General features: G+C 67.7%; 19 protein-coding genes, 1 tRNA gene and 3 pseudogenes. 3 read left to right on the top strand and 20 right to left on the bottom strand.

The genetic code is table 11. The features are described from left to right. The coding region (locus ML01_RS30490; RefSeq protein ID WP_254045173.1) for a DUF559 domain-containing protein at positions 1-2,657 on the bottom strand (2,657 nt) is incomplete at its 3' end. Between the two features lie 808 nt (positions 2,658-3,465). On the opposite strand from ML01_RS30490, the gene ML01_RS08045 reads away from it, so the two are divergent. Continuing rightward, positions 3,466-3,837, top strand: a complete 372-nt coding sequence (locus ML01_RS08045; protein WP_156427605.1) for a hypothetical protein — start codon at positions 3,466-3,468, stop codon at positions 3,835-3,837. Between the two features lie 33 nt (positions 3,838-3,870). Here ML01_RS08045 and ML01_RS08040 read toward each other — a convergent pair whose 3' ends face one another. The 19 genes and pseudogenes from ML01_RS08040 to ML01_RS30470 form a co-directional block, all read right to left on the bottom strand. After that, complete coding sequence (locus ML01_RS08040; protein WP_058554880.1) at positions 3,871-4,302, bottom strand: type II toxin-antitoxin system VapC family toxin; 432 nt, start codon at positions 4,300-4,302, stop codon at positions 3,871-3,873. After that, positions 4,286-4,549, bottom strand: coding sequence for a hypothetical protein (locus ML01_RS08035; RefSeq protein ID WP_058554879.1), 264 nt, complete (start codon positions 4,547-4,549; stop codon positions 4,286-4,288). Before ML01_RS08035 ends, ML01_RS08040 begins: the two co-directional genes overlap by 17 nt. 234 nt (positions 4,550-4,783) lie before the next feature. Further along, positions 4,784-4,978 (bottom strand): type II toxin-antitoxin system VapB family antitoxin, encoded by a 195-nt coding sequence (locus tag ML01_RS08030; protein WP_058554878.1) that lies wholly within the window; start codon positions 4,976-4,978, stop codon positions 4,784-4,786. A gap of 286 nt (positions 4,979-5,264) precedes the next feature. Further along, positions 5,265-8,723 (bottom strand): BREX system P-loop protein BrxC, encoded by a 3,459-nt coding sequence (gene brxC / locus ML01_RS08025; protein ID WP_058554877.1) that lies wholly within the window; start codon positions 8,721-8,723, stop codon positions 5,265-5,267. Positions 8,724-8,827: 104 nt separating this feature from the next. Next, positions 8,828-9,382 (bottom strand): DUF1788 domain-containing protein, encoded by a 555-nt coding sequence (locus ML01_RS08020; RefSeq protein WP_058554876.1) that lies wholly within the window; start codon positions 9,380-9,382, stop codon positions 8,828-8,830. Next, the gene (locus ML01_RS08015; RefSeq protein WP_058554875.1) at positions 9,369-10,163 is read right to left on the bottom strand and encodes a hypothetical protein; all 795 of its coding nucleotides are present in this window, start codon (positions 10,161-10,163) and stop codon (positions 9,369-9,371) included. Before ML01_RS08015 ends, ML01_RS08020 begins: the two co-directional genes overlap by 14 nt. A 259-nt stretch (positions 10,164-10,422) precedes the next feature. Next, positions 10,423-10,513, bottom strand: a tRNA-Ser gene (locus tag ML01_RS08010). A gap of 249 nt (positions 10,514-10,762) precedes the next feature. Beyond that, positions 10,763-10,993, bottom strand: coding sequence for a carbon storage regulator CsrA (gene csrA / locus ML01_RS08005; RefSeq protein WP_058554874.1), 231 nt, complete (start codon positions 10,991-10,993; stop codon positions 10,763-10,765). Between the two features lie 286 nt (positions 10,994-11,279). Beyond that, the gene (locus ML01_RS08000; protein WP_058554873.1) at positions 11,280-12,503 is read right to left on the bottom strand and encodes an aspartate kinase; all 1,224 of its coding nucleotides are present in this window, start codon (positions 12,501-12,503) and stop codon (positions 11,280-11,282) included. A 128-nt stretch (positions 12,504-12,631) separates the two neighbouring features. After that, entirely contained in the window at positions 12,632-15,247 is a 2,616-nt protein-coding gene (alaS, locus tag ML01_RS07995) for an alanine--tRNA ligase (protein WP_058554872.1), read from the bottom strand. Positions 15,248-15,331: 84 nt separating this feature from the next. Further along, positions 15,332-15,835, bottom strand: coding sequence for a regulatory protein RecX (locus ML01_RS07990; protein WP_254045172.1), 504 nt, complete (start codon positions 15,833-15,835; stop codon positions 15,332-15,334). Between the two features lie 43 nt (positions 15,836-15,878). Continuing rightward, positions 15,879-16,319: pseudogene (locus ML01_RS29910) on the bottom strand (DNA recombination/repair protein RecA); the annotation flags it as partial. 435 nt (positions 16,320-16,754) lie between these two features. Next, a pseudogene (locus ML01_RS31295) lies at positions 16,755-17,411 on the bottom strand (recombinase RecA); the annotation flags it as partial. Beyond that, a pseudogene (recA, locus tag ML01_RS29900) lies at positions 17,403-18,014 on the bottom strand (recombinase RecA); the annotation flags it as partial. The pseudogenes ML01_RS31295 and recA, both read right to left, overlap by 9 nt. A 214-nt stretch (positions 18,015-18,228) precedes the next feature. Continuing rightward, entirely contained in the window at positions 18,229-18,765 is a 537-nt protein-coding gene (gene thpR, locus ML01_RS07980) for an RNA 2',3'-cyclic phosphodiesterase (protein WP_058554870.1), read from the bottom strand. Positions 18,766-18,828: 63 nt separating this feature from the next. Beyond that, complete coding sequence (gene pncC, locus ML01_RS07975) at positions 18,829-19,311, bottom strand: nicotinamide-nucleotide amidase (RefSeq protein WP_058554869.1); 483 nt, start codon at positions 19,309-19,311, stop codon at positions 18,829-18,831. Positions 19,312-19,703: 392 nt separating this feature from the next. After that, the gene (locus ML01_RS30480) at positions 19,704-20,252 is read right to left on the bottom strand and encodes a transposase (RefSeq protein WP_058554868.1); all 549 of its coding nucleotides are present in this window, start codon (positions 20,250-20,252) and stop codon (positions 19,704-19,706) included. Next, positions 20,204-20,947: an IS4 family transposase gene (locus ML01_RS30475; RefSeq protein WP_058554867.1), complete on the bottom strand. Its 744-nt coding sequence runs from the start codon at positions 20,945-20,947 to the stop codon at positions 20,204-20,206. Before ML01_RS30475 ends, ML01_RS30480 begins: the two co-directional genes overlap by 49 nt. Positions 20,948-21,120: 173 nt before the next feature. After that, a complete protein-coding gene (locus tag ML01_RS30470; RefSeq protein WP_254045171.1) occupies positions 21,121-21,474 on the bottom strand; it encodes a YihY/virulence factor BrkB family protein in 354 nt (117 codons plus the stop codon). Between the two features lie 395 nt (positions 21,475-21,869). On the opposite strand from ML01_RS30470, the gene ML01_RS27000 reads away from it, so the two are divergent. Then, on the top strand, positions 21,870-22,040 hold the full coding sequence (locus ML01_RS27000) for a hypothetical protein (protein ID WP_216819135.1): 171 nt from the start codon (positions 21,870-21,872) through the stop codon (positions 22,038-22,040). Between the two features lie 18 nt (positions 22,041-22,058). After that, on the top strand, positions 22,059-22,619 hold the full coding sequence (locus ML01_RS31290) for a hypothetical protein (RefSeq protein ID WP_371258195.1): 561 nt from the start codon (positions 22,059-22,061) through the stop codon (positions 22,617-22,619). Positions 22,620-22,621 lie beyond the last annotated feature (2 nt).

Below are 22,621 nucleotides of genomic sequence, written 5' to 3'. Positions count from 1 at the left end.
TCTCCCCCTGGGACAGCGGTTTGGGGTGAGGGTCCCGAAAGCCCCTCTCCCTCTGGGAGAGGGGTTTGGGGTGAGGGTTCTTCCGCCGGCCAGCGGTAACCCAGCAGCCGCGCAACGGCGACCTGCAGCACGGTGTCGTCGATGCGCTTCGGCCCGATGGCGGTCCACTTGGCGTCCTCGTCCCAGATCACCGAGGCGCAGGGATGGCCGTGGAAGATCCATTGGGTGGGGTCGTCGGAGTAGGGTTTGGGGAGGCCGTGGGGGTAGCGTTGGGAGGCGAATACTTGCCAATGCTCTATGTCAAAAGGTACTTTGACAAGCGTCCCGTTCGTCACATTGAGCTTCTGGTCGATTATGCGCACGGCCTCATTAAACTGAGCAGAGCTGCAGAAGGCCCACACCGCTGGCAAAAGCGTGTCGTCGTTTGGAATGATCGCAGCAGCGTTTGTATCGAACTTCTCGCCGCTATACAGGGTAGCCGGGAGTTCGCGCATTTGCGCTATAGCAATTCCGCGTGAACCCCATGCCTCTTCACCCCGCCGATCGACGTTATGTAGAGCCGCTACATTTTCGCGGCCAAATCGGTAGAGCTGGCCATTCCCGCCTTCCCACAGCAAGACCCCGGAACGGCCTCCAAAAAGCTCTGTCGATAGCACTGTCGACTGCTCTGGCTCCCATTCTGAACCGAAGCGGGCGACCTCCCAGTGCTCGCGTCGAAAACGAGGGTTGTCACCTGTAGACAGTCCTTGGTGATTGGAACAACGCAACTCTAATAGCGGCCGCGTAAAGTCATGCCGAAAGACGATGCGGCAGTCCGGGGAGTTCAACTGATCCAACTGACGGGCCACCTCGATCGGCTCGTCGCTTAGTGCGGTTGCTTTCTCCTTGGGTGTCAAGAATGCGCTGACGTCGAGCCCGCATGCAGAGTCGTTTTTCTGCGGTGCCGACCCGCTAAGTGTTACTAGGGCAGTAAATGCACCAGCTGCCATAGCACTTTCAAAGCCGCGCTCGCCGATACGGGCCAAGATATGCCATCGCGCGTTGAGTAGCAGCCGCTCCCTTTGTTTTCGGTAGCTTCTAAGAAACAGCCAGTTTTGTGGGGTAACAGCCTGAACCACGCCAATGCTTTGTCGCGCTGGCCCCCTTTCCGCGACGGACTCCCAACAGGGAGAACCAAGTTTGCCTAATTCTAGACAGCGCTCCAGAAAGGCGTTCGCAAGATCGCTCTTGCCGTCAACATAGTGGTTCTCACAGTGAGTTTTGAGGACAGCGGCTTGCTTGCTGCGCGTGAGATAAGGCACATTCGTAATGACCCAGTGATACCGCCCCGCCAGCAACTCCGCCGCATGCGCCAACCCCTGCGCCACCACCCCCAGCTCCCGGCTCTCGTCATTCCCCGACGCCAGCGCCCGAGCCAGCAACGGCGCCACCCGCTCCCACCGCTCGTTCAGCAGGTCCTCCCCCAGCGCCCGCCGCGGATCAATCAGGCTGCCCAGCGTCGGCGCGTCCTTGAACAGCTCGTAGAGCCGCTCCAGCGCGTGCTCCAGGTCCGGGTCGCCCTCGCCGAGGCGCAGCCAGTCGGCCTTGCTCGCGTGGATGCCGAGGCCGGAGCAGGCGAGGTTGAGGGTTGGGAGGGGGCGGTAGCCGAGGGGTTCGCCCTCACCCCCGGCCCCTCTCCCAAAGGGAGAGGGGAGTGAAGAGGCCTCACCCCCGGCCCCTCTCCCAAAGGGAGAGGGGAGTGAAGAGGCCTCACCCCCGGCCCCTCTTCCAAAGGGAGAGGGGAGTGAAGAGGCCTCGCCCCCGGCTCCTCTCCCAAAGGGAGAGGGGAGTGAAGAGGCCTCGCCCCCGGCTCCTCTCCCAAAGGGAGAGGGGAGTGGAGAGCCCTCACCCCTGCCCCTCTCCCCAAGGGAGAGGGGTTCCTTGGGATAGCGCCAGGCGGCGAGAGCCAGCGCGAAGGCGGCGATCTCGACGCAGCGGCGGTCGAGCTCCAGGCCGTGGAGGTTGTCGCGCAGCACGGCGTCGACGGCCTCCTGCGCGCTCAGGCCCTCCAGCGCCATGCGCATGGGCACCAGCATCTGGAGCGCGGCGACCAGGAAGTGACCGGAGCCGCAGCAGGGGTCCATGACCTTGAGCTCGGCCAGGTGCTCGGGCCAGCCGTCGAAGGTGCCGGCGGCGGGGGTCCAGGAATTTGCTCCCTCACCCCCTACCCCTCTCCCAGAGGGAGAGGGGGGTGGAGAAAGCCCCTCTCCCTTTGGGAGAGGGGTTTGGGGTGAGGGTCCGTCCTGTGTGAACGCGAGATAAAGCGCTTCAAGCACCGACTCGGTCGCTGCAAGGACATCGTTGTTCCAGAAGCGGACGACGCGGATGCCCTCCTGTTCCAGGGCCTTCGTGCGTTCCTCGTCGTATTTGGCCACGGGCTGCTCGCCGTGCTGTCCGCCGTCCAGCTCGACGGCCAGGCGGTCTTGATGGCAGTAGAAGTCGAGGATGTAGCGGCCGACGGGGTGCTGGCGGCGGAATTTTTTGCCGAGGAAGCGGCGGTTGCGCAGCAGGCCCCAGAGGAGTTGCTCGGCGTCGGTCTGTTCCTGCCGAAGCTCGCGGGCGTTGGCGAGGATGTCGGGGGGGAGTTTGAGGGGTTTTTTTGGGAGGAGGACCCTCACCCCCGGCCCCTCTCCCAGAGGGAGAGGGGAGCAAAGAGGCCTCAGCGCCGGGCTCGCTACCTCCCTCTCCCCCGGCCCCTCTCCCAGAGGGAGAGGGGAGTGAAGAGGCCTCAGCGCCGGGCTCGCTACGTCCCTCACCCCCAGCCCCTCTCCCAGGGGGAGAGGGGAGTAAAGAGGCCTCAGCGCCGGGCTCGCTACGTCCCTCACCCCCAGCCCCTCTCCCAGAGGGAGAGGGGAGTGAAGAGGCCTCAGCGCCGGGCTCGCTACGTCCCTCACCCCCAGCCCCTCTCCCAGGGGGAGAGGGGGGTGAAGAGCGGACGAAGCGGAGGTACTCCAGCGGCACGCCGGGGATGGCCGCCTTGCGGCGCAGCTCGTCCTCGCTCTCGGCGTCGCGGAGGTCCTGCCCGCTCAGGCGGCGGGCGGCCCACCAGGCGCCCAGGCTGTTGTCGAGCAGGAAGGCGACCATGTAGGGCTCGGTGAAGAGCTGGGTGACGGCGGGCAGCTCGTCGGCGCCGATCTTGACCTCGGAGGCGTTGACCTGGTCCTTCTTCTTGGTCTGCCAGAACTGGTAGACCCAGCCCAGGCTGTCGCCGGCGGCGAAGGTCTCCGGGGGCAGATCGGCCAGCAGGCGCTCCAAGGCGCGCTGGTGCTCGGGGGCCAGGGAGAGGGCCAGCACCGGGCTGTCGGGGCGGAAGATCTGGGGCAGCATGCGCGAGGCGTAACGCCCGGCCAGCTCCCAGCCGTTGGCGGCGCCCTCGTCCGGGGCCAGCTCGTTGCATTCGGCGAGGCTTACGGCCACGCCGTCCGGGTGCATCAGGAGCCCGTTCTCGGCGAGGAAGCGGGCGAAGAGCATGCGGTGCCAGTGCTCGTAGGCGGTCTCGTGGACGAGGCGCTCGACGTCCTGGCGCCCGTCCGGGCGACGCTGGTCGCCGAGCTGGCGGCCGTGGGCGCGCAGGCGCCGGCGCAGCGCGCGCTCGGGCTCCGTGAGGTGCCGCGGCGGGTCCGCCTCGCCGATGCCGAGATGCATCAGGGCCGCGCGGGCGGCGGTCTCCGCGGTGTCGCGGGCGGCGATGACGACGTTCTCGAGCTGGCGGCGCAGGGGTTTTGCCAATGCGTCCACATGCGTTCTCCTTCTCGTGCGGTTGCGGTTCTGATCTCGCTTTCTGTCGGCTGCCCCTGATGGCGATGCGCCTTCAGGCCGTCGGCTGATCGCTCAAAGGTCGTCTCGATCTGGCAGAGCGCGGGGGACGCCGACATCCGTCAGGCTGAAATCATTGCCTTTGAACAGCAGCGGTACTTGCTCGCGCGCCGCCAGGGCGTACGCGAAGCAGTCCCCGAAGTTGAGACCCGCCGGGTGCCGGCCCTTGCCGAAGCGCCGATACGCATCGGCTGCGGCGTCGGCAAGGGCCTCGTCGAGGACGACGGTCTCGATCTGCTGGCGGCGCAGTAGCTCCCGCGCGCGGGCTAGACCTAAGTCCCCGAGACGCGCCTGGATGACCAGCAGCAGCTCGGTGCGATTGGGGGCGCATAGACCGGGACGGGATGCGCCAGTGAGGGCGCGGAGCAAGTCCGGGGCCTCTGGCTCGCCGAGCAGGATCGCGGTCAGCGCGCTGGTGTCGACCGCGAGGTCAATCGAAGCGGCCATCGGCGTTGTAACCCAAGATCTCGTCTTCGTCGCGGTGGTCGAGCACGGGCAGGGACCAGACCTCCCGGCGCAGCCAGTCCAGGGTCTCATCCACGGCGGGCTTGGGCGGACGTGCCGCTGCGCCCTCCAGCGCGGCTTGGAGCGAGACGATGGCCTCCTGCGTCATAGAGCGGCGATGCTGCGCAGCGGTCTCCTTGAGCCGCTGATAGAGGTCTTTCGGCACGTTGCGCAGAACCAGGGTTGGCATAGTGACACTCTGGAGATTGTTGACAGGCCGTTCCAGCCTTACCATGAAAGTCGCGCGCGGCGCGCTCCTTAATCTCCCTCTCCCTTTGGGAGAGGGCCGGGGTAAGGGAAACGGCCATGGCGAGGAGCGCCTTTCATCCTCCGGGGTGGCGCTGGTCGCCATGGCCGTTAGCTGTGCGGCGGAAAATCAGCTAGCGGAATGCTAGCTCCGCGCCGGCCAGCAATGGAACGGGGCTCAGTCCGCGGAACGGCGACGCGGGATCGGCGTCAGCTCGGGCTCGCTCCCGCCGAGGCGGGCGCGGCGGCGGGCGCTCTCGCGCTCGATGAGGGCCTTGAGTCCTGCGCGGACCAGGGCGGTCTTCTCCTGCATGCCGGAGAGCAGCCGGGCCTTCTCCAGCAGCTCGTCGTCGATGTTCAGCGTGGTGCGCACTTGCGGCCTCCGATGCATCGCGCCGATGCGGATGAATATGCCTGATTGTAGTCCACGGAGCCTCAGATCCTAACGCCGCGGGTGCCGGCACGCGGAGTAGCCAGGGCTTCCAGCCCTGGGTTTGCCAGGGCAGGATGCCCTGGCCAACGACCATGGCGACCAGAGCCACCCCGCAGGATGAAAGGCGCTGCTCGCCATGGCCGTTTCCCTCACCCCGGCCCTCTCCCAGAGGGAGAGGGAGATTAAGGAGCGCGCTGCGCGCGACTTTCGGGGTAAGGCGGCGGCGTCATATGCGCACGGGGCCGGCCTTGAGCTTGTCGCGGATGCGCTGCTCGGCCTCGGCGAGCCAGGCGGTGAGGTCTTGCTCCGTGGTGAGGGTGCGCCGGGGCAGGTCGACGTGGGTCACGGTGGGCTGGAGCAGCCGGGCCGCGTCCATGCGCGCGCCCTCGAAACGCCCGCGCAGGGCCTGGGTGCGGTCGGCCCACTGGGAGAGGGCGCAGCGCTCCAGGTCGGCGAGGATGCTGTCGGGGCTTGCGGTGTCGACGGCGACGGCATCGGTGAGGTGGCGCTCGGTGAGGATGCGCCGACGCTGGGCCTCGTCGAGCCGCTGCCAGTCCGCGTCCTGGTCCAGCGCCGTTTGCTCACACGCGAGGGTGTCGCGATGCTCCTGCGCGTGATGGTTGAGGCTGTTGCGGAGCAGGTCCACGGTCTTGTCCAGCAGGGCCTGCACCGGGTCGTGGGCGGCGAGCAGCGCGCGCTGATCGGCGATGGCTTGGGCCTCGTCCGCGAGCTTCTGGTGGGGTCCTAAGCCCTTGGCATGGGCGAGGAGGTCGTTGAGGCGCTGCCAGCCGGGGGTGCGCTGCTTGATGCGCTCGCCGAGGTCCTGCCAGTGCTTGATGTCTTTGATGAGCGCATCCCGGCGGCTGTGCAGCTCCGCCAGCAGGGCGTTGCCGGTGAGGGCCTCCAGCTCTTCGATGGGCTTGCGGTCCGGCCGGGCGGGTCGGGGCGGGTCGCCGCCGGCCTTGTCGGCCAGGTCGCGCAGGCAGCGCAGCAGCTCCGGGGCCTTTTCGATTTCCTGGTCCGGCTGGCAGCCAATGCCTGCCTCCTGGTAAATCTTGCGCAGTTGGATCTTCTGCACCGGGGTGATGGTAACGGTCTCGGGCTTGAAGTGGCATTGACTGATCTGGCGCCGCTCCAGGCCCCTGGCATCCACCGGACGGCTCAGTTTGTCGGTGACGAGCAGGTGGCCGCCGGCGAGCAGGGCATAGATGGCGCCGTCGACGACGTCCCGCGGCCAGCCGAAGGGCGGCGCCTCGAAGTGGTCCTTGACGTCGGCACCGCTGCGGCCGGCGCCGAGCTGCTTCTGGACCAGGGCGCAGACGGGGTGGCGGTCGGTGTCGCCCTCGTAGCCGATGGCCTTGAGCGGCTGGGTCTCGCCCTTGCGGGCGCGCTCCACCACCCGGTCCCAGCCGTCTTGGTCGGCGACGTCGAAGTCGCTGTAGAGCCGCACGACGGAGGCCTTGCCGGCGGTTTGGAGCTTGTCGGTCAGGTCGTTGCCGTCGACGCTCTGCCCGCCGCCTTGGTAGACCTGCACCTGCGCGAAGAGGGTCTTCACCAGGGCCTTGATGCGCCGGTCGGCGTCGTTGCGGCGCGTCTCCATGGCGGCGCGGGCGTCTTGGCCTTCCGGCCCAACCGGCACGCCCCGGCGCTCCAGCGTGAGCTGGGCGGCGCGGTGCTCGATGAGGGCGGCGCGCAGCTCGTTGCGGTTCTGCGCGGGCAGAAACACGAAGATGGCGGGGCTTAAGGGGCCGGCGTTGCGGGCGTCGCCGCGGACCTCGGCCTCGGTGCTGCTCCATTCGTCGCGAAACCAGGCATAGATGCGCCGGCCCGCGTCGGCGGGCAGGGCGTCGTCGAAACAGGGCAGGATGCTGCGCACCTCGTTGATGCGGCCCTGGGTGAGGTGCACGGCCTTCAGTGCGTCCTGATAGGCGGCCTTGAAGAGATCCAGTCGCTCCATCTCCATGCGCTGCACATTGGCGGAGAGCTCCGAGACCTGGCGGCGGTATTCGTCGTTCCAGGCGCTGCTCTCGGCGGTCTGGAGCCGGTACTCGGTGCCGGCCGGCGTGGCCAGCGCCATGACCAGGCCGTCTTTGTTCTGCAGCGCTGCGAGCAGGTCCGGCAGGCGTCGGCGCAGGGCACCGGAGCCGCTGGCGAGGTCGGCCACCAGGAGGTCGGCCAGGCTGTCCTCGGTGGCGCGCACGCCGACGTCGGCGGCGGCCTCGGTGGGCAGCTTGCCGATCAGGTAGATGAGCTTGAGCAGGCTGGCCTTGAGGCGCTCGTCGTCGCTGCCGGCGCCGAGCTTGCCGATGCGCTCGTAGACCTCGCGGGACAGGAGCCCGTGCTGGAGCAGGTCGGTGGCGAGCTGTTCGTAGACGAAGTCGCCGGAGACGACGTGGCCCAGGGGCTGCTCGGCGGTGGCGCAGGCGGCCTCGTGGACGATGCGTAGCTGGTTGCGGAGCTGCGAGATGGTGCCGGACTCGTCGACGCGGTGCAGGACCTTTTCCCAGAAGCGCCGGCGCACCGGTAGCAGCGGGTAGTCATCGACCATCACGTCCTCGTCCTCCACCGTGTGCTCCAGCCGGGTGCCGCGCAGGTGGCGGGAGATCTCCCCCAGGTTGTCGCTCAGGGCCTGCTGCACGGCCGGCACGGCGGCCTGCTGCTTCTGCAGGATGATCTTGCGGATGACCGTCTCCACGTCGGTGTCGGCGAGCTGCACCGGCAGCGTGAAGCGCCCCTTGATCTTGTTCAGCGAATGGGTGCCGGACAGGGCCGTTTGGCCGGTGCCGGCGAACAGCAGCCGGCCACCGAAGTGCTTGCTCAAGGACTCGACGACTTCCTGGATGCTGTAGGCGCGGTCCCCGCTCTGGCCGATGAACTGCTGCACCTCGTCGAGGATGATGAGGGTGAGCGGAAAGCCGGCGTCGGTGGAGAGGGCCTCCTTGATGGCGCGGATCATCTCGTCGTTCGAGACATCCTGCACCTCCGGGTACTGGGCGATGAGCCGGTCCCCTGCCCCGTGGACGTCCGCGGCAAGGCCTGGCCGGGCCTCCAACAGGGCCGCGTGCAGGTCGTCGGAGACGAACAGGTCCGGCAACTCCCGGCCGAGGTCTGTCCCGCGACGGGCCAGGCCGTCGCGAACGCTGTCAAGAATGCCCTCGCGCTGCATCCACATCACGAGACGCGCCTGGTTGTACTTTTCGGGCAGCCCGGCGGACTTGAAGACGATGCCGAGCAAGGCGAGGCGCACATTGTCCCCCGCCCCGGAGCCGAGCTTGCCGGAGGCTGCGTGCAGGCCGCCGTGGCGGCGCCCCTGGACGTCCAGCTCGCGCAGCAGGTCGCGGATGTCCTGCGGCAGGCGGGCGATGCTGCGGGCGGTGGCCCCGTCCGGAAACTTGATGTCTAGCCACAGGGCGCGCGCCATCTTGGCGAGGTGGGACTTGCCGCTGCCGAAGAAGCCGCTAATCCAGACGCCGGGCTGCTCAAGGGCGTTGCCCAGGTTACCGAGGAAGCTCTCCAGGATCTTGCGCAGGCCCTTGGCATATTCGCCCTCGCAGACGAAGGTTTCGAGCTCGTAGCGCAGCACTGTCAGTGCCGCGGCGGAGGGGTCTTCGGAGACCTCGGCCACGCCGTTGTTGACGAGGCGGTTGGCGAGGGGGTCCTTGGCGTAGATCTCGCGGTTTTTCATGTTGATCTCCGTGGGCTCCGATCGTCATCGCAACTGGTTCGAGGCGCATGGACGTGCGTAGGCAGGCCATCCTGGCCTGGTTAGGCAAGGGCTGGAAGCCCCGGCTACGTGCCGTCCGCGTTGATGGCGTGGGCCATGTAGCCCCAGCCGTCGCGGGCATCGAGCAGCCGATAGTTGTGGTTCTCCACCTCGCCCGGGAAGAACACGACCAATCGCCCCGGCACGACAGGGGCGCACCGCTCGACCAGCTCCGAGACACTGGACACGCCGAACAGGGTGCCCATGCCCGACAGGGCCACCACGTCGTTTGGCGTCGCCGCGCTGATCCGGTCGCACGTGGTCTGCACCAAGTCCGTGGTGAATTCGGTGAGCCGTCCCTCCCGATAGCCCGACATCAGCTCGGGCCGGCGGAAGTACTTGTCGCGATAGCGGTGGGCGGCCATCCAGCGCGGGAAGGCGTCGGTGAGATCCAGGTGCAGCCAGCCGTGGCCGGCTTCCCGGGTGCGGCGGCCGAGCTCGTCGATATGGACGCGCAGCCGCAGCTCCTCCGCGGGCGCATAGACGATGAAGATGACGCGCTCGATGCCGGAGCGGCCTTCGGGCCAGGGCGTGCTGATGTGATCCGCGTAGCGGTCGATGAGTCGCTCAAGCCTGCTCACTGCGTGTTTCCTCTTCCGCGGGGGTCAAGTAGCCCGGGAAGCGAACCTCCATGACGTCCCCTGTGCGCCGGAACACGAGGATACCGCGCTCCGCGGCTGACTGGGTCAATTCCACCAGGCGATCCTCCGGCAGACCCAGTATGCGCACCCAATCGCTGCCGTAAAGCCTCCGGCCCGATCGGCCCGTAAGCCAGGCTTGAAATAGGGCGTAAGCGGTATTCGCCGGCGTCACCGTCGGAACCGACCTGACCTTGCGAACGCGGCCCTTGAGGTAGCCGGCCTGGGTCCAGCTTCCGTTGACGCGCTGGGCGATGGCCTTAACGGAGCGCGGGCTGAGGCGACCACCGCTCCAGTCGTTGAGCAGAGACTCCATCCCCTCACGGGTCACCGGATCGCCTGGCTTCGCATCCAACACCGCCGCGGCGCTCGCCCGGAGCAAGGTGTCTCGGGCGAGCGCGAGCTGCAGCGCCAGCACCGGCTGCCCCGCCGGATCGGAATCCCAAAGCCGCCGCAGGGCGCGGAACAGACAGATATCGTCCGCCAACGCATAGAGCTGAGCGAGGTGGGACAAGGTGAGCTTGCGTGCCTTGACCGTGGGCTTGTCGAGGGCGTTCGCCTCGACCACCGCGGCGCGGTAGGCCGTCCGGTCGGTCTCGCCCCGCGTCACTTCCAGCAGCCGACGCAGCTCCGGCAGCATCATTGTCCGGGCCGCGTGCGTGCCGCCTTTGCCGGCCTTGAAGCCGAAGGGGGCAAGGCGTTCGAGGGAAGCGTCTGTGAACACGGGGTATCCTGTGCGCGATGCTTGCCCTCCCGGCAGTCTGGCCGGTGCTCAGAGCCCCAAGGTGTGCGCAAGGAAGGCCGGGCGGTGAGAACCCGTGCGTGAAATAGCTGCACCCCGGCAGCCAACACCGCGCCGCTTCTGGGGACTGCGGTTTTTGGACGTAGGCGGGCGGGTGCAGCGCAAGGGTTAGACTATCGGGCCGCTGGCCGCGCCTGGAGCGGCAACGGGCCTGTGCAGGCTAAGCCCTTGATGTCAAAGGTGGCGGAGAGAGAGGGATTCGAACCCTCGATGGGCTTTTGACCCATACTCCCTTAGCAGGGGAGCGCCTTCAGCCGCTCGGCCATCTCTCCGAAGGGGTGCAATTGTAGCAGCAAGGCCCGGTTTCGGGTCCAGATTGCAGCGCATAGAACAAGAAAAATAGAACGAGCAGATTATGCGCCAGCCCGCGTTGCGGGGGCCTGCGTGCTGATGTCTGCCCGACACGGACCAGGCCATGCCCGTGACGGCGGACTTGTCCTAGTTGCGGGCGGGACCGGCCCGCCCGCGAGGTTGGGATGCTGGCAATGGCCGGTGGATACTGCTGCCGGCCGGGGGCCGGGTCAGCTATTGTGGCTGTGACCCGGGGGCACGCTTACAGGCACGTCGCTCTGCCCTGCGGCCTGTTCCTGCTCGCGCTTGATGCGCTCGTAGATCTCTTCCCGATGCACAGCGACATCACGCGGGGCGTTGACGCCAATGCGCACCTGATTGCCCTTGACGCCGAGGACCGTCACGGTCACTTCGTCGCCAATCATCAAGGTTTCCCCGACTCGACGGGTCAGAATCAGCATAGGTATCTCCCTTAGATCCTTTTGTCGTAAAGCCTCTCAGGGTCCGAATGAGGCCCGTCGTTCTTCGGTGCCCGACGGACGCTCAAGGGACCACACTCAACCAAGGTCAGGGCCGACCCAATTCGACCCTACCTGGATTGTAACAGTAGCGTTTTGGTGCGGATATGCAAACACACACCGGGAAACGCGCAAAAAACAGGTTTTTCCATCGGACCGACCGACGGGCCGGAAGTTCGCGCAACGCCGTCGCAGCGTCTCGCCGGCAAGGTGGCGGCCGGCAGCCCGCTCAACCGGCGTGCGCCAGATCGAAGGCATCGTGGAGTGCGCGCACGCCGAGCTCCAGATACTTCTCGTCGATGACGACGCTGATCTTGATCTCGGAGGTGCTGATCATGCGGATGTTGATGCCCTCGCGCGCCAGCGCCTCGAACATGCGGCTCGCGATGCCGGCATGCGAGCGCATGCCGACCCCGACCAGGCTCACTTTGACGATGCGCTCGTCGCCGTGCACCTCGCGGGCGGACAGCGTTTGGGCGGTTGCTTGCAACAACTCCAGCGCCCGGGCGTAGTCGTTGCGGTGCACGGTGAAGGTGAAGTCCGTGGTCTTGGCATCGGCGGCGATGTTCTGCACGATCATGTCCACCTCGATGTTGGCATCGGAGATGGGTCCCAGGATCTTGTGCGCCACGCCGGGCTGGTCCGGCACGCCCAGGATCGTGAGCTTGGCCTCGTCCTTGGCGAAGGCGATACCGGCGATTTTGGCCTCTTCCACGTCGTCTTCCTCAAAGGTAATCAGCGTGCCCTCCCCCTCCGCGAAACTGGAGAGGACGCGCAGGGGAACCCGATACTTGCCGGCGAACTCGACGGCGCGGATCTGCAGCACCTTGGAGCCCAGGCTCGCCATTTCCAGCATCTCCTCGAAGGTGATGCGCGGCAGCCGGCGCGCCTTGGGCTCGATGCGCGGGTCGGTGGTGTAGACGCCGTCCACGTCGGTGTAGATCTGGCACTCGTCGGCCTTGAGCGCGGCGGCCATCGCCACCGCCGAGGTGTCGGAGCCGCCGCGGCCGAGCGTCGTGATGTTGCCATGCTCGTCGATGCCCTGGAAGCCGGCGACGACGACGACCTGCCCGGCGTCCAGGTCCGCCTGGACGCGACCGCCGTCGATGTTGGTGATGCGCGCCTTGTTGTGCGCGCTGTCGGTGCGCACCCGCACCTGCGCGCCGGTATAGGAGCGCGCCGGGCAGTCGATGGCCTCCAGGGCCATGGCCATGAGCGCGATGGTGACCTGCTCGCCGGTGGCGAGCAGCACGTCGAGCTCGCGCGGCGACGGCCGCGTCTGGATACCGTGGGCGAGACCGAGCAGCCGGTCGGTCTCGCCGGACATCGCCGAGACGACGACCACGACCCGGTGGCCGGCATCGCGGGTCTGCTTGACTTTGGCGGCAACGGCCTGGATGCGCTCGATGCTGCCGACCGAGGTGCCGCCGTACTTCTGAACGATCAGGGACATCTGGATTGTGTGTTCAGGAACAAGAGGTAGCGGAAAGATTCTGAGGCGAAGCGGGGCGGCTGCCAAGGCCCGGGGCCACGCTCACGCCGTGGTCGCCGGCCCCGCGCGCCGCCTCGCCGGCGCTGCGCTCAGGGGGCAAGGCTCGCGACCCTGGACCGGACCCAGTCGTCCACCAGCTCCAGCGCCGCCGGGATGCCGGCCGGGTCGTTGCCGCCGGCCTGGGCCATGTCAGCGCGCCCGCCGCCGCGCCCGCCGACCTTCTCGGCGGCGGCCTTGACCAGGTCGCCGGCCTGGAAGCGGTCGGTGAGGTCCTTGGTGACGCCGGCAATGAGGCTGACCTTGCCATCGCTTTCCGTGGCGAGCAGCACGATGCCGGAGCCGACCTTGTCCTTGAGCTGATCCAAAGTGTCGCGGAGGGACTTCGGGTCGGCGCCGTCGAGCCGCGCGGCGAGCACCCTAACGCCGTCGATCTCGACGGTCTGCTCGGCCAAGTCGCTGCCGGCGGCGCTGGCCAGCTTGGCCTTGAGCTGCTCCAGCTCCTTCTCTAACCGGCGCGAGCGCTCCACGAGCTGCGCGACGCGGTCATCGGCATCGAAGGTGGCGCCCTTCACGAGCTCGGCAATGCGCGCGAGCCGGGCCTCTTCGGCGCCGATCCAGTCCAGCGCCCGCTCGCCGGCGACGGCCTCGATGCGGCGCACGCCGGAGCTGATGCCGCCTTCGGAGGTGATCTTGAGCAAGCCGATGTCGCCAACAGCCCGGACATGGGTGCCACCGCAGAGCTCCGTGGAGAAGTCGCCCATGCGCAGCACCCGCACCTGCTCGCCGTACTTTTCGCCGAACAGGGCCATGGCGCCCGACGCCCTGGCATCTTCCAGATCCATGATGCGGGTCTCGACGGTGTGGTTGGCGCGGATCTCGCGATTGACCAGCCGCTCGATGGCCTTGAGCTGCTCCTGCGTCACAGGCTCGAAGTGCGTGAAGTCGAAGCGCAGCCGATCCGGCCCGACCAGCGAGCCGCGCTGCTGCACGTGATCGCCGAGCACGGAGCGCAGGGCCGCGTGCAGCAGGTGGGTCGCGGAATGGTGCAGCGCGGTGGCCAGGCGCCGCTCACCGTCGACCCGCGCCGTGACCCGGTCGCCGGCCAGCAGATCGCCGTCGGTGACGCGGCCGATGTGGCAGATGATGCCGTCGCCCTGCTTCTGGGTGTCCTCGACATCGAAGCGCGCGGCGTCGCTCAGGAGCTGGCCGCGGTCGCCCACCTGCCCGCCCGACTCGGCATAGAACGGGGTCACGTCGAGCACGACGAGTCCGAGCTCGCCGGCACCGAGGCGGTCGCACTCCTCGCCGTCGCGATAGAGCGCGATGACGGTGCCCTCGTCGACGATGTCGTCGTAGCCGGTGAAGTCCGTGACGCCTTCGAGCGCGATGGCCTGCGTGCTGCCAGCGCCGAACTGGCTGGCGGCGCGCGCACGCTCCTTCTGCGCGGCCATGTGCTGCTCGAAGCCGGTGAGGTCCACGCCGAGCCCGCGCTCGCGGGCGAGATCGGCGGTGAGGTCCGCCGGGAAGCCGTAGGTGTCGTAGAGCCGGAAGACGGCCTCGCCAGGCAGCACGGCATCGCCGAGGCCGGCCACGACGTCCTCAAAAATCTTGAGCCCCTGCTCCAGCGTATCGGCGAAGCGCTCTTCCTCGGCACGCAGCACCTGCTCGACGTGCGCCTGCTTCTTGGCCAGCGCCGGATAGGCCTCGCCCATCTCGGCCACGAGCGGCGCGACGAGCTTGTGAAAGAACGGCTCGGTGCAGCCGAGCTGATAGCCATGCCGGATGGCGCGGCGGATGATGCGCCGCTGCACATAGCCGCGACCCTCGTTGCCGGGCGTCACCCCGTCTACGACGAGAAAGGCCGCGGAGCGGATGTGGTCGGCGATGACCCGCAGCGACTTGGACGTCAGGTCCGCGCAGCCGGTGACCTCCGCGGCCACGCGGATCAGCGCCCGAAACAGGTCGATATCGTAGTTGCTGTGCACGCCCTGCATGACGGCGGCGAGGCGCTCCAGGCCCATGCCGGTATCCACCGACGGCCGCGGCAGCGGCTTGAGGCGGCCCGCGGCGTCGCGGTCGTACTGCATGAACACCAGGTTCCAGATCTCAACATAGCGGTCGCCGTCGGCGTCCGGCGACCCCGGCGGGCCGCCCGGCACCTCCGGCCCGTGGTCGTAGAAGATCTCGGAGCACGGGCCGCAGGGGCCGGTCTCGCCCATGGACCAGAAGTTGTCGTGCTCGCCGCAGCGCGAGAAGCGCGCCGGATCGACCCGGACCTCATCGAGCCAGATGCGCGCGGCCTCATCATCGTCGGTATAAACCGTGACCCAGAGCCGCTCCGCCGGCAGCCCCAGCGCATCCGTCAGAAACTCCCACGCGAAGCGGATGGCCTCGCGCTTGAAGTAGTCGCCGAAGCTGAAGTTGCCGAGCATCTCGAAGAAGGTGTGATGCCGGGCCGTGTAGCCGACGTTTTCGAGGTCGTTGTGCTTGCCGCCGGCGCGCACGCAGCGCTGCGAGCTTGCCGCGCGGGTGTAGGGGCGCTTGTCGCGGCCGAGGAACACATCCTTGAACTGCACCATGCCGGCGTTGGTGAAGAGCAGCGTCGGGTCGTTGCCCGGCACCAGCGGGCTGCTCTCGACGACGGCGTGTCCGCGCTCGGCGAAATAGTCGAGGAAGGCGGATCGGAGCTCGGCACTGCGTTTCATGGGAACGACTCGGGGGATGACTCGAAAGGGGTTGTGCGGGCGGCGGCGAACGTGCGAAGGGGCTGCTGGGGCTTGCGCGGCGGCTCAATCCAACGCCAGCACGCGCGCGATGAGGTGCGCCGGAAAACCGCGATATTCCAGGAAGCGGGCGCGTTTTGCCAGTGTTTGACGGTCATCCGCCGGTGCACGGCCGAACTTTCCCGCGTCCACCGCCGTCATCCGCTCCAAGTACGCGGCGTCGTCCAGGTTGAGATGCGGATCGATGGCGGCGTCGGAAAGCCCCTTCGCCTGCAATTCCGCGCGGATGCGTAGCGGGCCGAAGCCCTTGTCCAATCGCTCCGCGACGTAGGCGGCCAGGAGCCGCTCCTCGCTCAGCAGGCCATCCGCGGCGAGCGCATCCAGCACGGCGTTGACGGCCTCCGCGGGATAGCCGCGCAGGTGCAGCTTCCGCCACAGTTCGTAGCGGGAATGCTCGCGCGTGGTGAGGAGCTTGAGCGCCCGGCTCCTGATCTCCGCGGGGGAGGCGCCGGCCAGGGCCGCCTCGGGGCAGGCCTGGCCGGTGTCGGGCTCGGCGTCGCGGTCCGGCAACGGTGTGGTGACCAGTGGGTAGAAATCGGTACCGACGTGCGCGTCAGACCTCGGAGGCAACATCCACCGCGTCGGGCGCGGCCTCGGGTTTGCCCTTGGCGCCCGGCTTCGGCAGCAGCACGGCGCGGATCTTGGCCTCGATCTCGTCGGCAAGGTCGGGATTCTCCTTCAGGAAGACGCGCACGTTGTCCTTGCCCTGACCGATGCGGTTGCCGTTGTAGCTGTACCAGGCGCCGGACTTGTCGACGACGCCCTGAGCCACGCCCAAGTCGATGATCTCGCCGTGTCGCGAAATGCCCTCGCCGTAGAGGATGTCGAAGTTGGCCTGTCGGAACGGCGGCGCGACCTTGTTCTTCACCACCTTGACCTTGGTCTCGTTGCCGATCACCTCGTCGCCCTTCTTGATGGCGCCGGTGCGGCGGATGTCGAGCCGCACCGAAGCATAGAACTTGAGCGCGTTGCCGCCGGTGGTCGTCTCGGGGGAATTGTGCACGGCGACGTGGTCGACCAGGTAACTGTGGTTGCCCTCGACCTCGATGTCGAAACGCGTACGGTGGCGCGGCTCGGCTTGCCGCAGTTCCTTGCGGGTGATCCGCATCGGCACGGCCCGAAGCTGTGTGCGCATCGCCAGACGATGGCCGTTCAGGTGGGCATCGGAGTGATCGGGCTGCCACTGGAAGCGCCCGCGGAAGTCGGGGTGAAGCTTGTAGTCCAGCGACGGATGCAGGTACGGGGCGATCTGTTCGTGCAGCGCGCGCGTGCGCTCGCCGCTGAACGTCAGCTTGCGCTCGCCCACTGTCGGACGCCCCATGCCCAGCTCGGCCAAACGGTCCGCGAGGCGCTCCTTGTCCGGCATCGGCAGGCTGACACAGCCGATCTCGGCTTTGCCATGCCCCCAACGCTCGAAGCTGCCGGAGAAGGTACCGTCGTCGCCGTACCAAACCGCCACGGCGCGGGCGTCGATGGCTTGCAGCATGCCGTCACTGACCTGCCTGCCCTGCGCCCCGTATGCCGCCCCATGCAGGCCGGCGAGCTGTCCCATCGGGATGGTGTCGAAGCCGATGCCGTTGCCCGTCGGTACGATCGCATGCGCAAAGGGTGCGAGCATGTCCTGCTTCCAAGCACAGTATTCCCGTTGCCGCTCCGCGTGCCCGACGCGGAACGCGACGTTGTGCTCGGAGGCATAGCGCAGCGACCCGTCGCCGAGCACGCCGCCCAAGATCAGCTGATTTTGGTCTTCGGAGAGCAGATAGTGCTTGGTCGCGACCATCACCTCATCCCCGACCGCAAGCTCGCCGGCCGGACGCTCGCCGGCGGGCGTGAAGATGAGATGGTTCTCGGTGCAGGTCAGCTTGCGCCGGCCGCTGCCGCCGCCGGCCTCGACCTCCAGATAGAGCCAGTGGTCCGTCTCGCCGTTGCGAAACCAGTTCACCACCGGGCGCGGCACGATCGCACCGGTCTGCGGATCCATAGACTGAACCTGCACCGGCAGGCGCTGGTTGACGATCTTGCCGATCTTTTCGGTGGAGCCGTCGGCCAGCACGACCCGGGCGTTGTAGTCGAAGCAGCCGAACATCACGCCGATCTTCATGCGGATTTGGTTGATGAAGATGACGATGGCGTTGCTGCGCTTGATGTTGGCCGTGAGCTTGCGCAGCGCCTGGGACATGAGCCGCGCCTGCAGGCCGACGTGGCTGTCGCCCATCTCGCCCTCGATCTCGGCCTTCGGCGTCAGCGCCGCAACCGAGTCCACGACCACCAAGTCCACGGCGCCGGAGCGCACCAGCATGTCGGTGATCTCGAGCGCCTGCTCGCCGGTGTCGGGCTGGGACACTAAGAGCTCGTCCATGTTCACGCCGAGCTTCTCGGCATACGACGGATCGAGCGCGTGCTCGGCGTCCACGAAGGCCGCGGTGCCGCCAGCCTTCTGCACCTCGGCGACGGCGTGCAGCGTCAGCGTCGTCTTGCCCGAGGACTCCGGACCGTAGATCTCGACCACCCGGCCCCGCGGCAGGCCGCCGATGCCGAGCGCCACGTCGAGCCCCAGGGAGCCCGAGGACACGGCCTCGATGTTCTGCATGGCGCCCGCGTCGCCCATGCGCATCACCGAGCCCTTGCCGAACTGCTTCTCGATCTGGGTCAGCGCGGCAGCGAGGGCCTTCTTGCGATTCTCGTCCATCGTCACTCCGGACTGTTCAAGCACCGGCGACGGCCGGTGCGGCGCGCGCCGCTGTCGGCGCGCCGGCGGAAAGCGCGATTATCACACAGCCCCGAGCGCGACATCAGGGGCCGCGTCGGCCGGCATGCGAAGGGAGAAGTTTGAAGTTTGAAGTTCGAAGGGCGAAGGGCGAAGGTCGAAGGGCGTTCGCGCACTACGCACTACGCACGGCGCACTACCAGCCTTCGAGGGGCCAAGTGCGCAGCAACTGGTAGCCGCCGCCGCCCCCGCCGCCGAGCGCGCTGCGCGCAAGCACGAAGCGGCGCACCGACCAATCAAAGGTGAGCGGCTGCTGCGCCGCCCGCGCGGCCCGGCGGGCGAGGGTCACATGCGGTCGGAAGCGGCGCGGCTCGGGCTCGATGCCGCAGGCGAGGAGGTTCTGCTGGAGCTGGCTCACGAGCTCGCAGAGCGGCGGCGGGGCCGCATCCGGCACCGCCACCAGCAGCCGCTGGCGCGGCCAGCTCTCGGCCCGCCGCAAGGCCAGCTCGAAGCAGCCAAGCGCCACGTCGTCGCCGGCACTCTCGATGCACTCCAGCCGCTCCGGCCCAACGTCGCCGACGAACACCAGGGTCAGGTGCAGGTCGTTCGGGTGGATGATGCGCGCGTGCTCGCCGGCCATGCCTGCGCGGGCGCCGAGCAGCGCAGCGCGGAGGTCATCGTCGGGCCAGAGCGCGAAGAAGAGGCGAATGGTCGCGCGGTGGTCGTCCTGCATGGCGCGTCTGCGTGCTGCGTTATCGGTTGAAGGCTGCGGCGGGCTGGACAGCGAGCCGCGCGCTCAGCCGACGAGCGCGATGAGCCGCGTCAGCGCATGCGCCACCGCCTGCCGGCGCACGGACTCGCGGTCGCCGCTGAAGCTGCGCGTCTCCGTCGTGACAGCGCCCGGCAGCGCAAAGCCGAAGCAGACCCTGCCGACCGGCTTGTCGTCGGTGCCGCCGCCGGGTCCGGCGACGCCGCTCACGGCGACGGCCACCTGCGCGGCGCTGCGCGCCAGCGCGCCCGCGGCCATCTCCCGCACCACCGGCTCGCTGACGGCGCCATGCACGGCGAGCGTCTCGGCCGATACGCCGAGCAAATCTTGCTTGGCGGCATTGCTGTAGGTCACGAAGCCGCGGTCTAGCCAGCCGCTGCTGCCGGCGATGTCGGTGACGCACTTGGCGATCCAGCCGCCGGTGCACGACTCGGCGGTGGCCAGCATAAACCCCGCTCCGGCGAGCCTGCGGCCGAGCTCGGCGGCGAGTTGGTCGAGCTGATCGGACATGACATGGTGGCCAATGGCTAAATGGCTAAATTGATGGCAACTATGCACCCGGAGATCCACGGCGGCTATGCGCAATGGGCGGCATGACCCCGCCTCCGCTCGGGTCCACAAGTCGCTTCGCGCGGAAGTCGCACACAGCTATCGCACTACCCCATCCCACACCGGAACCGGTTGGCGGAGCCGCAGTGATTACATCGTCAAGGGCGACCGTCGCTACGCTGTTGGAAGACGATGCCATACTCGTGGCACAGTCAGCTTGAGGTCAATCCCATGCCTAGCCGACGCGCGCTACAATGCCCTCGACCACGCACTACGGGAACTCGGCGAGGCTCCGCAGCGCGCCGGGGCCAGAGCCGTCCCGAGGATCGACCCCAATGCCATTAAGTTAAGCCCTACCGGCAGCGCTTGTAGTTGGGGTGGAATCGTTTCGGCTTCGTGGACTTGATGTCGCGCGGGAACGACCGATCCGGGCGGATCGCCTCCACCTCCAGCGCCATGGCGCAGACGATGCGTTCGAGCAGGCCCGGCGGCGGCTCCAGGCCGAGCAGGCGCACGACGTTGTCCTTCATCTTCGACAGTGCGTTGGCGAAGTTCACCTGATAATCGCGGCGGCGCTCCTGATACAGGCGCTTGGTCATCCACTGCGCCACCCACGCCAGGATCGCCGTGAGGTTGAGCGCGAGCACCTTGGCGAGGACGTCCTGCTTGAGCGCGTGCACCGTGCGCCCGCAGAAATTCTCCACCTCGGCCCAGCATTTTTCCTTTTTGTAGCCTTCCTCTATGCCCCAGCGTAGATGGTACAAGTGCTTGAAAAGACTGCTCGGGAAGGCTTCTTCGTCGAGCAGCGAGGTGATGAGGATCTCCTCCTCCGCGCCCGTGAGGCGCACGCGGATCAGTCGCAGGCGCACAACGCCGCGGTCGGCAAGCCGAAGGCGCGGCATTGGCGGCGCGCCTCATCGCCGGGCGCGAGCGAAATGACGCTGCTGCGTGCCGTGCCAGCGGCGAACGCCTGCACTTCGGCGCAGAAGGCGCGCGGCACGCGGGCACAGAAGTGGCGCTGCTCCGCCGCGTGGGCGGCAAACAGCCAGAACGCCGGGTAGCCGCGATCATAGAGCAGCAGATCATCGGCCCGCGTGCTCGGCAGATACTCCCCCGCCAGCACCCGCTCGCCGACGCTCTGCGGCTCGATATCCGCCGCCACCACCAAGCGATTGAGCACATCGTACAGACGCGAGAAACGCGCCTGCGGCGTCACCTCCCCGGTCTGGCCGAACGCCGCCGCAATCGCCGGCACCTTGGGCAGCAGAAAGCTCGATCCGTCCACCGCCAGCAGTCGAAAGCCATGCCAGCGGCGCATGGGCAGCCCGCGCATGGCCGCCTCCACCAGCACGCGGCTGAGCTCCGCGAAGGCCTCGGCGCGCAGCTTGGCGCGGGCTTGCGTCAGCGCCGACTTGGAGACGCTGTCGGCCAGTGGCTGCTCGCAGACCACCTCGAAGAAGCGATCCAATTCGTCTTGGTTGGCGCCTTTGCGCAGGTTCAGCAGGAACTTCACCAACTGCGGCAACGGCAGCTTGCGCTCGCGGGTGAACGCCCGCGCGCCGATGCGGTGGCGCGTCGCGAAGGCCGGCGATGACAAAGTATCGCTTATGGCCTTATAAACAGAAGAAAATCGCCGCCATGTGCTCGACTTCGGTGGCGGTGAATGCGGTGGTCTTGGGTTTCACGACCATTGGGCTGCTCCGGCTGCGTTGAAAATGGAAAGGCAGTTTATCATATGATTCAGAGGGTTAGAGATTGCAAAACGCTAACTTAATGACATTGGGACTGGCGGGGCGCCGGTCGCACGCCCCAGATCAGATTGAGCGAATAGCGCAGTTGACCAAATACCGTCGTCGCACCGACCAGCAACGCGCCGACACCGACGAGAGTCGGCATCAGCCCTGCCTCATCGATGCGCGCCGCGAGGATGGCCTGCTCGATGAAGACGGCGGCGTCCACGCCCATCGCGTCTTCGAGCTGCGCGACGACCTGGCCCTGCGCCGCGCCCTCGCCCAGCACCACGCCGATGACCGTGACGGCGATGATCAAGGTCGGCGCGAGCGAAAACAGAGTGAAGAACGCGAGCGCCCCCGCATGCAGAAACGCGTTGTGGTCGAGCCACAAGGCGACGCCGCCGCGGACGACCCGAACAGCGGGTTGAAGGAACTCGTACACCGCGACCTCCGGACACCGGTCGCAGCGATCTTCACCGCTGCGGTGCCCTCGAAATGCGCTCGGATGAAGGAAATCTGTGCCTGAACCGCGCACGGTAGGGCGGGTTTGGCCGGCGCGCCCTCCGACATGGCAGTATGCGCGCGGCGGGAACGGCCGGGCGAGCGGCTCCAATGCCCGCGGCCCACATGGGCCGGCGCGAGGTTGTTGCGGGCGCGGCAGCTCACGTCGCGGTCCGAATCCTGGGGATTCAGTGGACATCGCGCTGCAGGGCGGCGGCGCCCACGGCACCTTCGCCCGGGACGCGCTGGACCGGCTGCTGGAGGAGTCGCGCAGCCGAGATGCGCATGCACCGCATCGCCTCCGCGCGCATGGTGGCGCTCGGCTACTCGTCCAAGCTCAATGCGGAATGGGCCTTTCTGACCATGCTGCGGGATGAAGGCCGCCGCGCCGCGAGTGAGTTTCTGGCGCAGCACGGCGACGACCTCGGCCGGCGTGCGTCGCTCGATCTGGATTAATCTGCTGGAGGGCGTGTGATGGATGCGGTGATGGGTCTCCTGGGCATTCTGGCGGGCCTCGGGCTCCTGATCTGGCTCGCCTATCGCGGGTGGAGCGTGCTGCTGTTGACGCCCATCGCGGCGATGCTGGCGGCGGCCTTTGCGTTCGAGCCGCTGTTGGCCAATTGGACACAGACCTACATGGCCGGCGCCGCCGGCTTCATTGCGCAGTTCTTCCCGATCTTTCTGCTCGGTGCCCTGTTCGGCAAGCTGATGGAGGACTCGGGCTCGGTGCAGACCGTCGCCGGCTTCATCGGCGACAAGCTCGGGCCGCGGCGCGGCATCCTGGCGGTGGTCATCGCCGGGGCGGTGGTCACCTACGGCGGCGTCAGCCTGTTCGTATCGTTCTTCGTGCTCGTGCCCATGGCCACGGCGCTGTTCCGCGACGCGGGCATCCCGCGCCGGCTGATGCCGGCGGCCATCGCGCTCGGCACGTCCACCTTCACCATGTCCATGCTGCCGGGGTCGCCTGCGGTGCAGAACGCCATCCCGATGCCCTTCTTCGGCACGACGCACTTCGCCGCCCCCGGCTCGGCCTGATC

Origin of the sequence: Thiohalocapsa sp. ML1, assembly GCF_001469165.1 — a bacterium.
In the GTDB taxonomy this organism is placed as follows: domain Bacteria; phylum Pseudomonadota; class Gammaproteobacteria; order Chromatiales; family Chromatiaceae; genus Thiohalocapsa.
This window is presented reverse-complemented; position numbering and strand designations above follow the sequence as displayed.

Bases quoted from the DNA above. Each gene is read 5' to 3' on its own strand.
- ML01_RS08040 (WP_058554880.1), bottom strand. From the start codon at position 4,302: ATGGCCGCTTCGATTGACCTCGCGGTCGACACCAGCGCGCTGACCGCG.
- ML01_RS08035 (WP_058554879.1), bottom strand. From the start codon at position 4,549: ATGCCAACCCTGGTTCTGCGCAACGTGCCGAAAGACCTCTATCAGCGG.
- brxC (WP_058554877.1), bottom strand. From the start codon at position 8,723: ATGAAAAACCGCGAGATCTACGCCAAGGACCCCCTCGCCAACCGCCTC.
- csrA (WP_058554874.1), bottom strand. From the start codon at position 10,993: ATGCTGATTCTGACCCGTCGAGTCGGGGAAACCTTGATGATTGGCGAC.
- ML01_RS08000 (WP_058554873.1), bottom strand. From the start codon at position 12,503: ATGTCCCTGATCGTTCAGAAGTACGGCGGCACCTCGGTCGGCAGCATC.
- alaS (WP_058554872.1), bottom strand. From the start codon at position 15,247: ATGAAACGCAGTGCCGAGCTCCGATCCGCCTTCCTCGACTATTTCGCC.
- thpR (WP_058554870.1), bottom strand. From the start codon at position 18,765: ATGCAGGACGACCACCGCGCGACCATTCGCCTCTTCTTCGCGCTCTGG.
- pncC (WP_058554869.1), bottom strand. From the start codon at position 19,311: ATGTCCGATCAGCTCGACCAACTCGCCGCCGAGCTCGGCCGCAGGCTC.
- ML01_RS30480 (WP_058554868.1), bottom strand. From the start codon at position 20,252: ATGCCGCGCCTTCGGCTTGCCGACCGCGGCGTTGTGCGCCTGCGACTG.
- ML01_RS27000 (WP_216819135.1), top strand. From the start codon at position 21,870: ATGCACCGCATCGCCTCCGCGCGCATGGTGGCGCTCGGCTACTCGTCC.
- ML01_RS31290 (WP_371258195.1), top strand. From the start codon at position 22,059: ATGGATGCGGTGATGGGTCTCCTGGGCATTCTGGCGGGCCTCGGGCTC.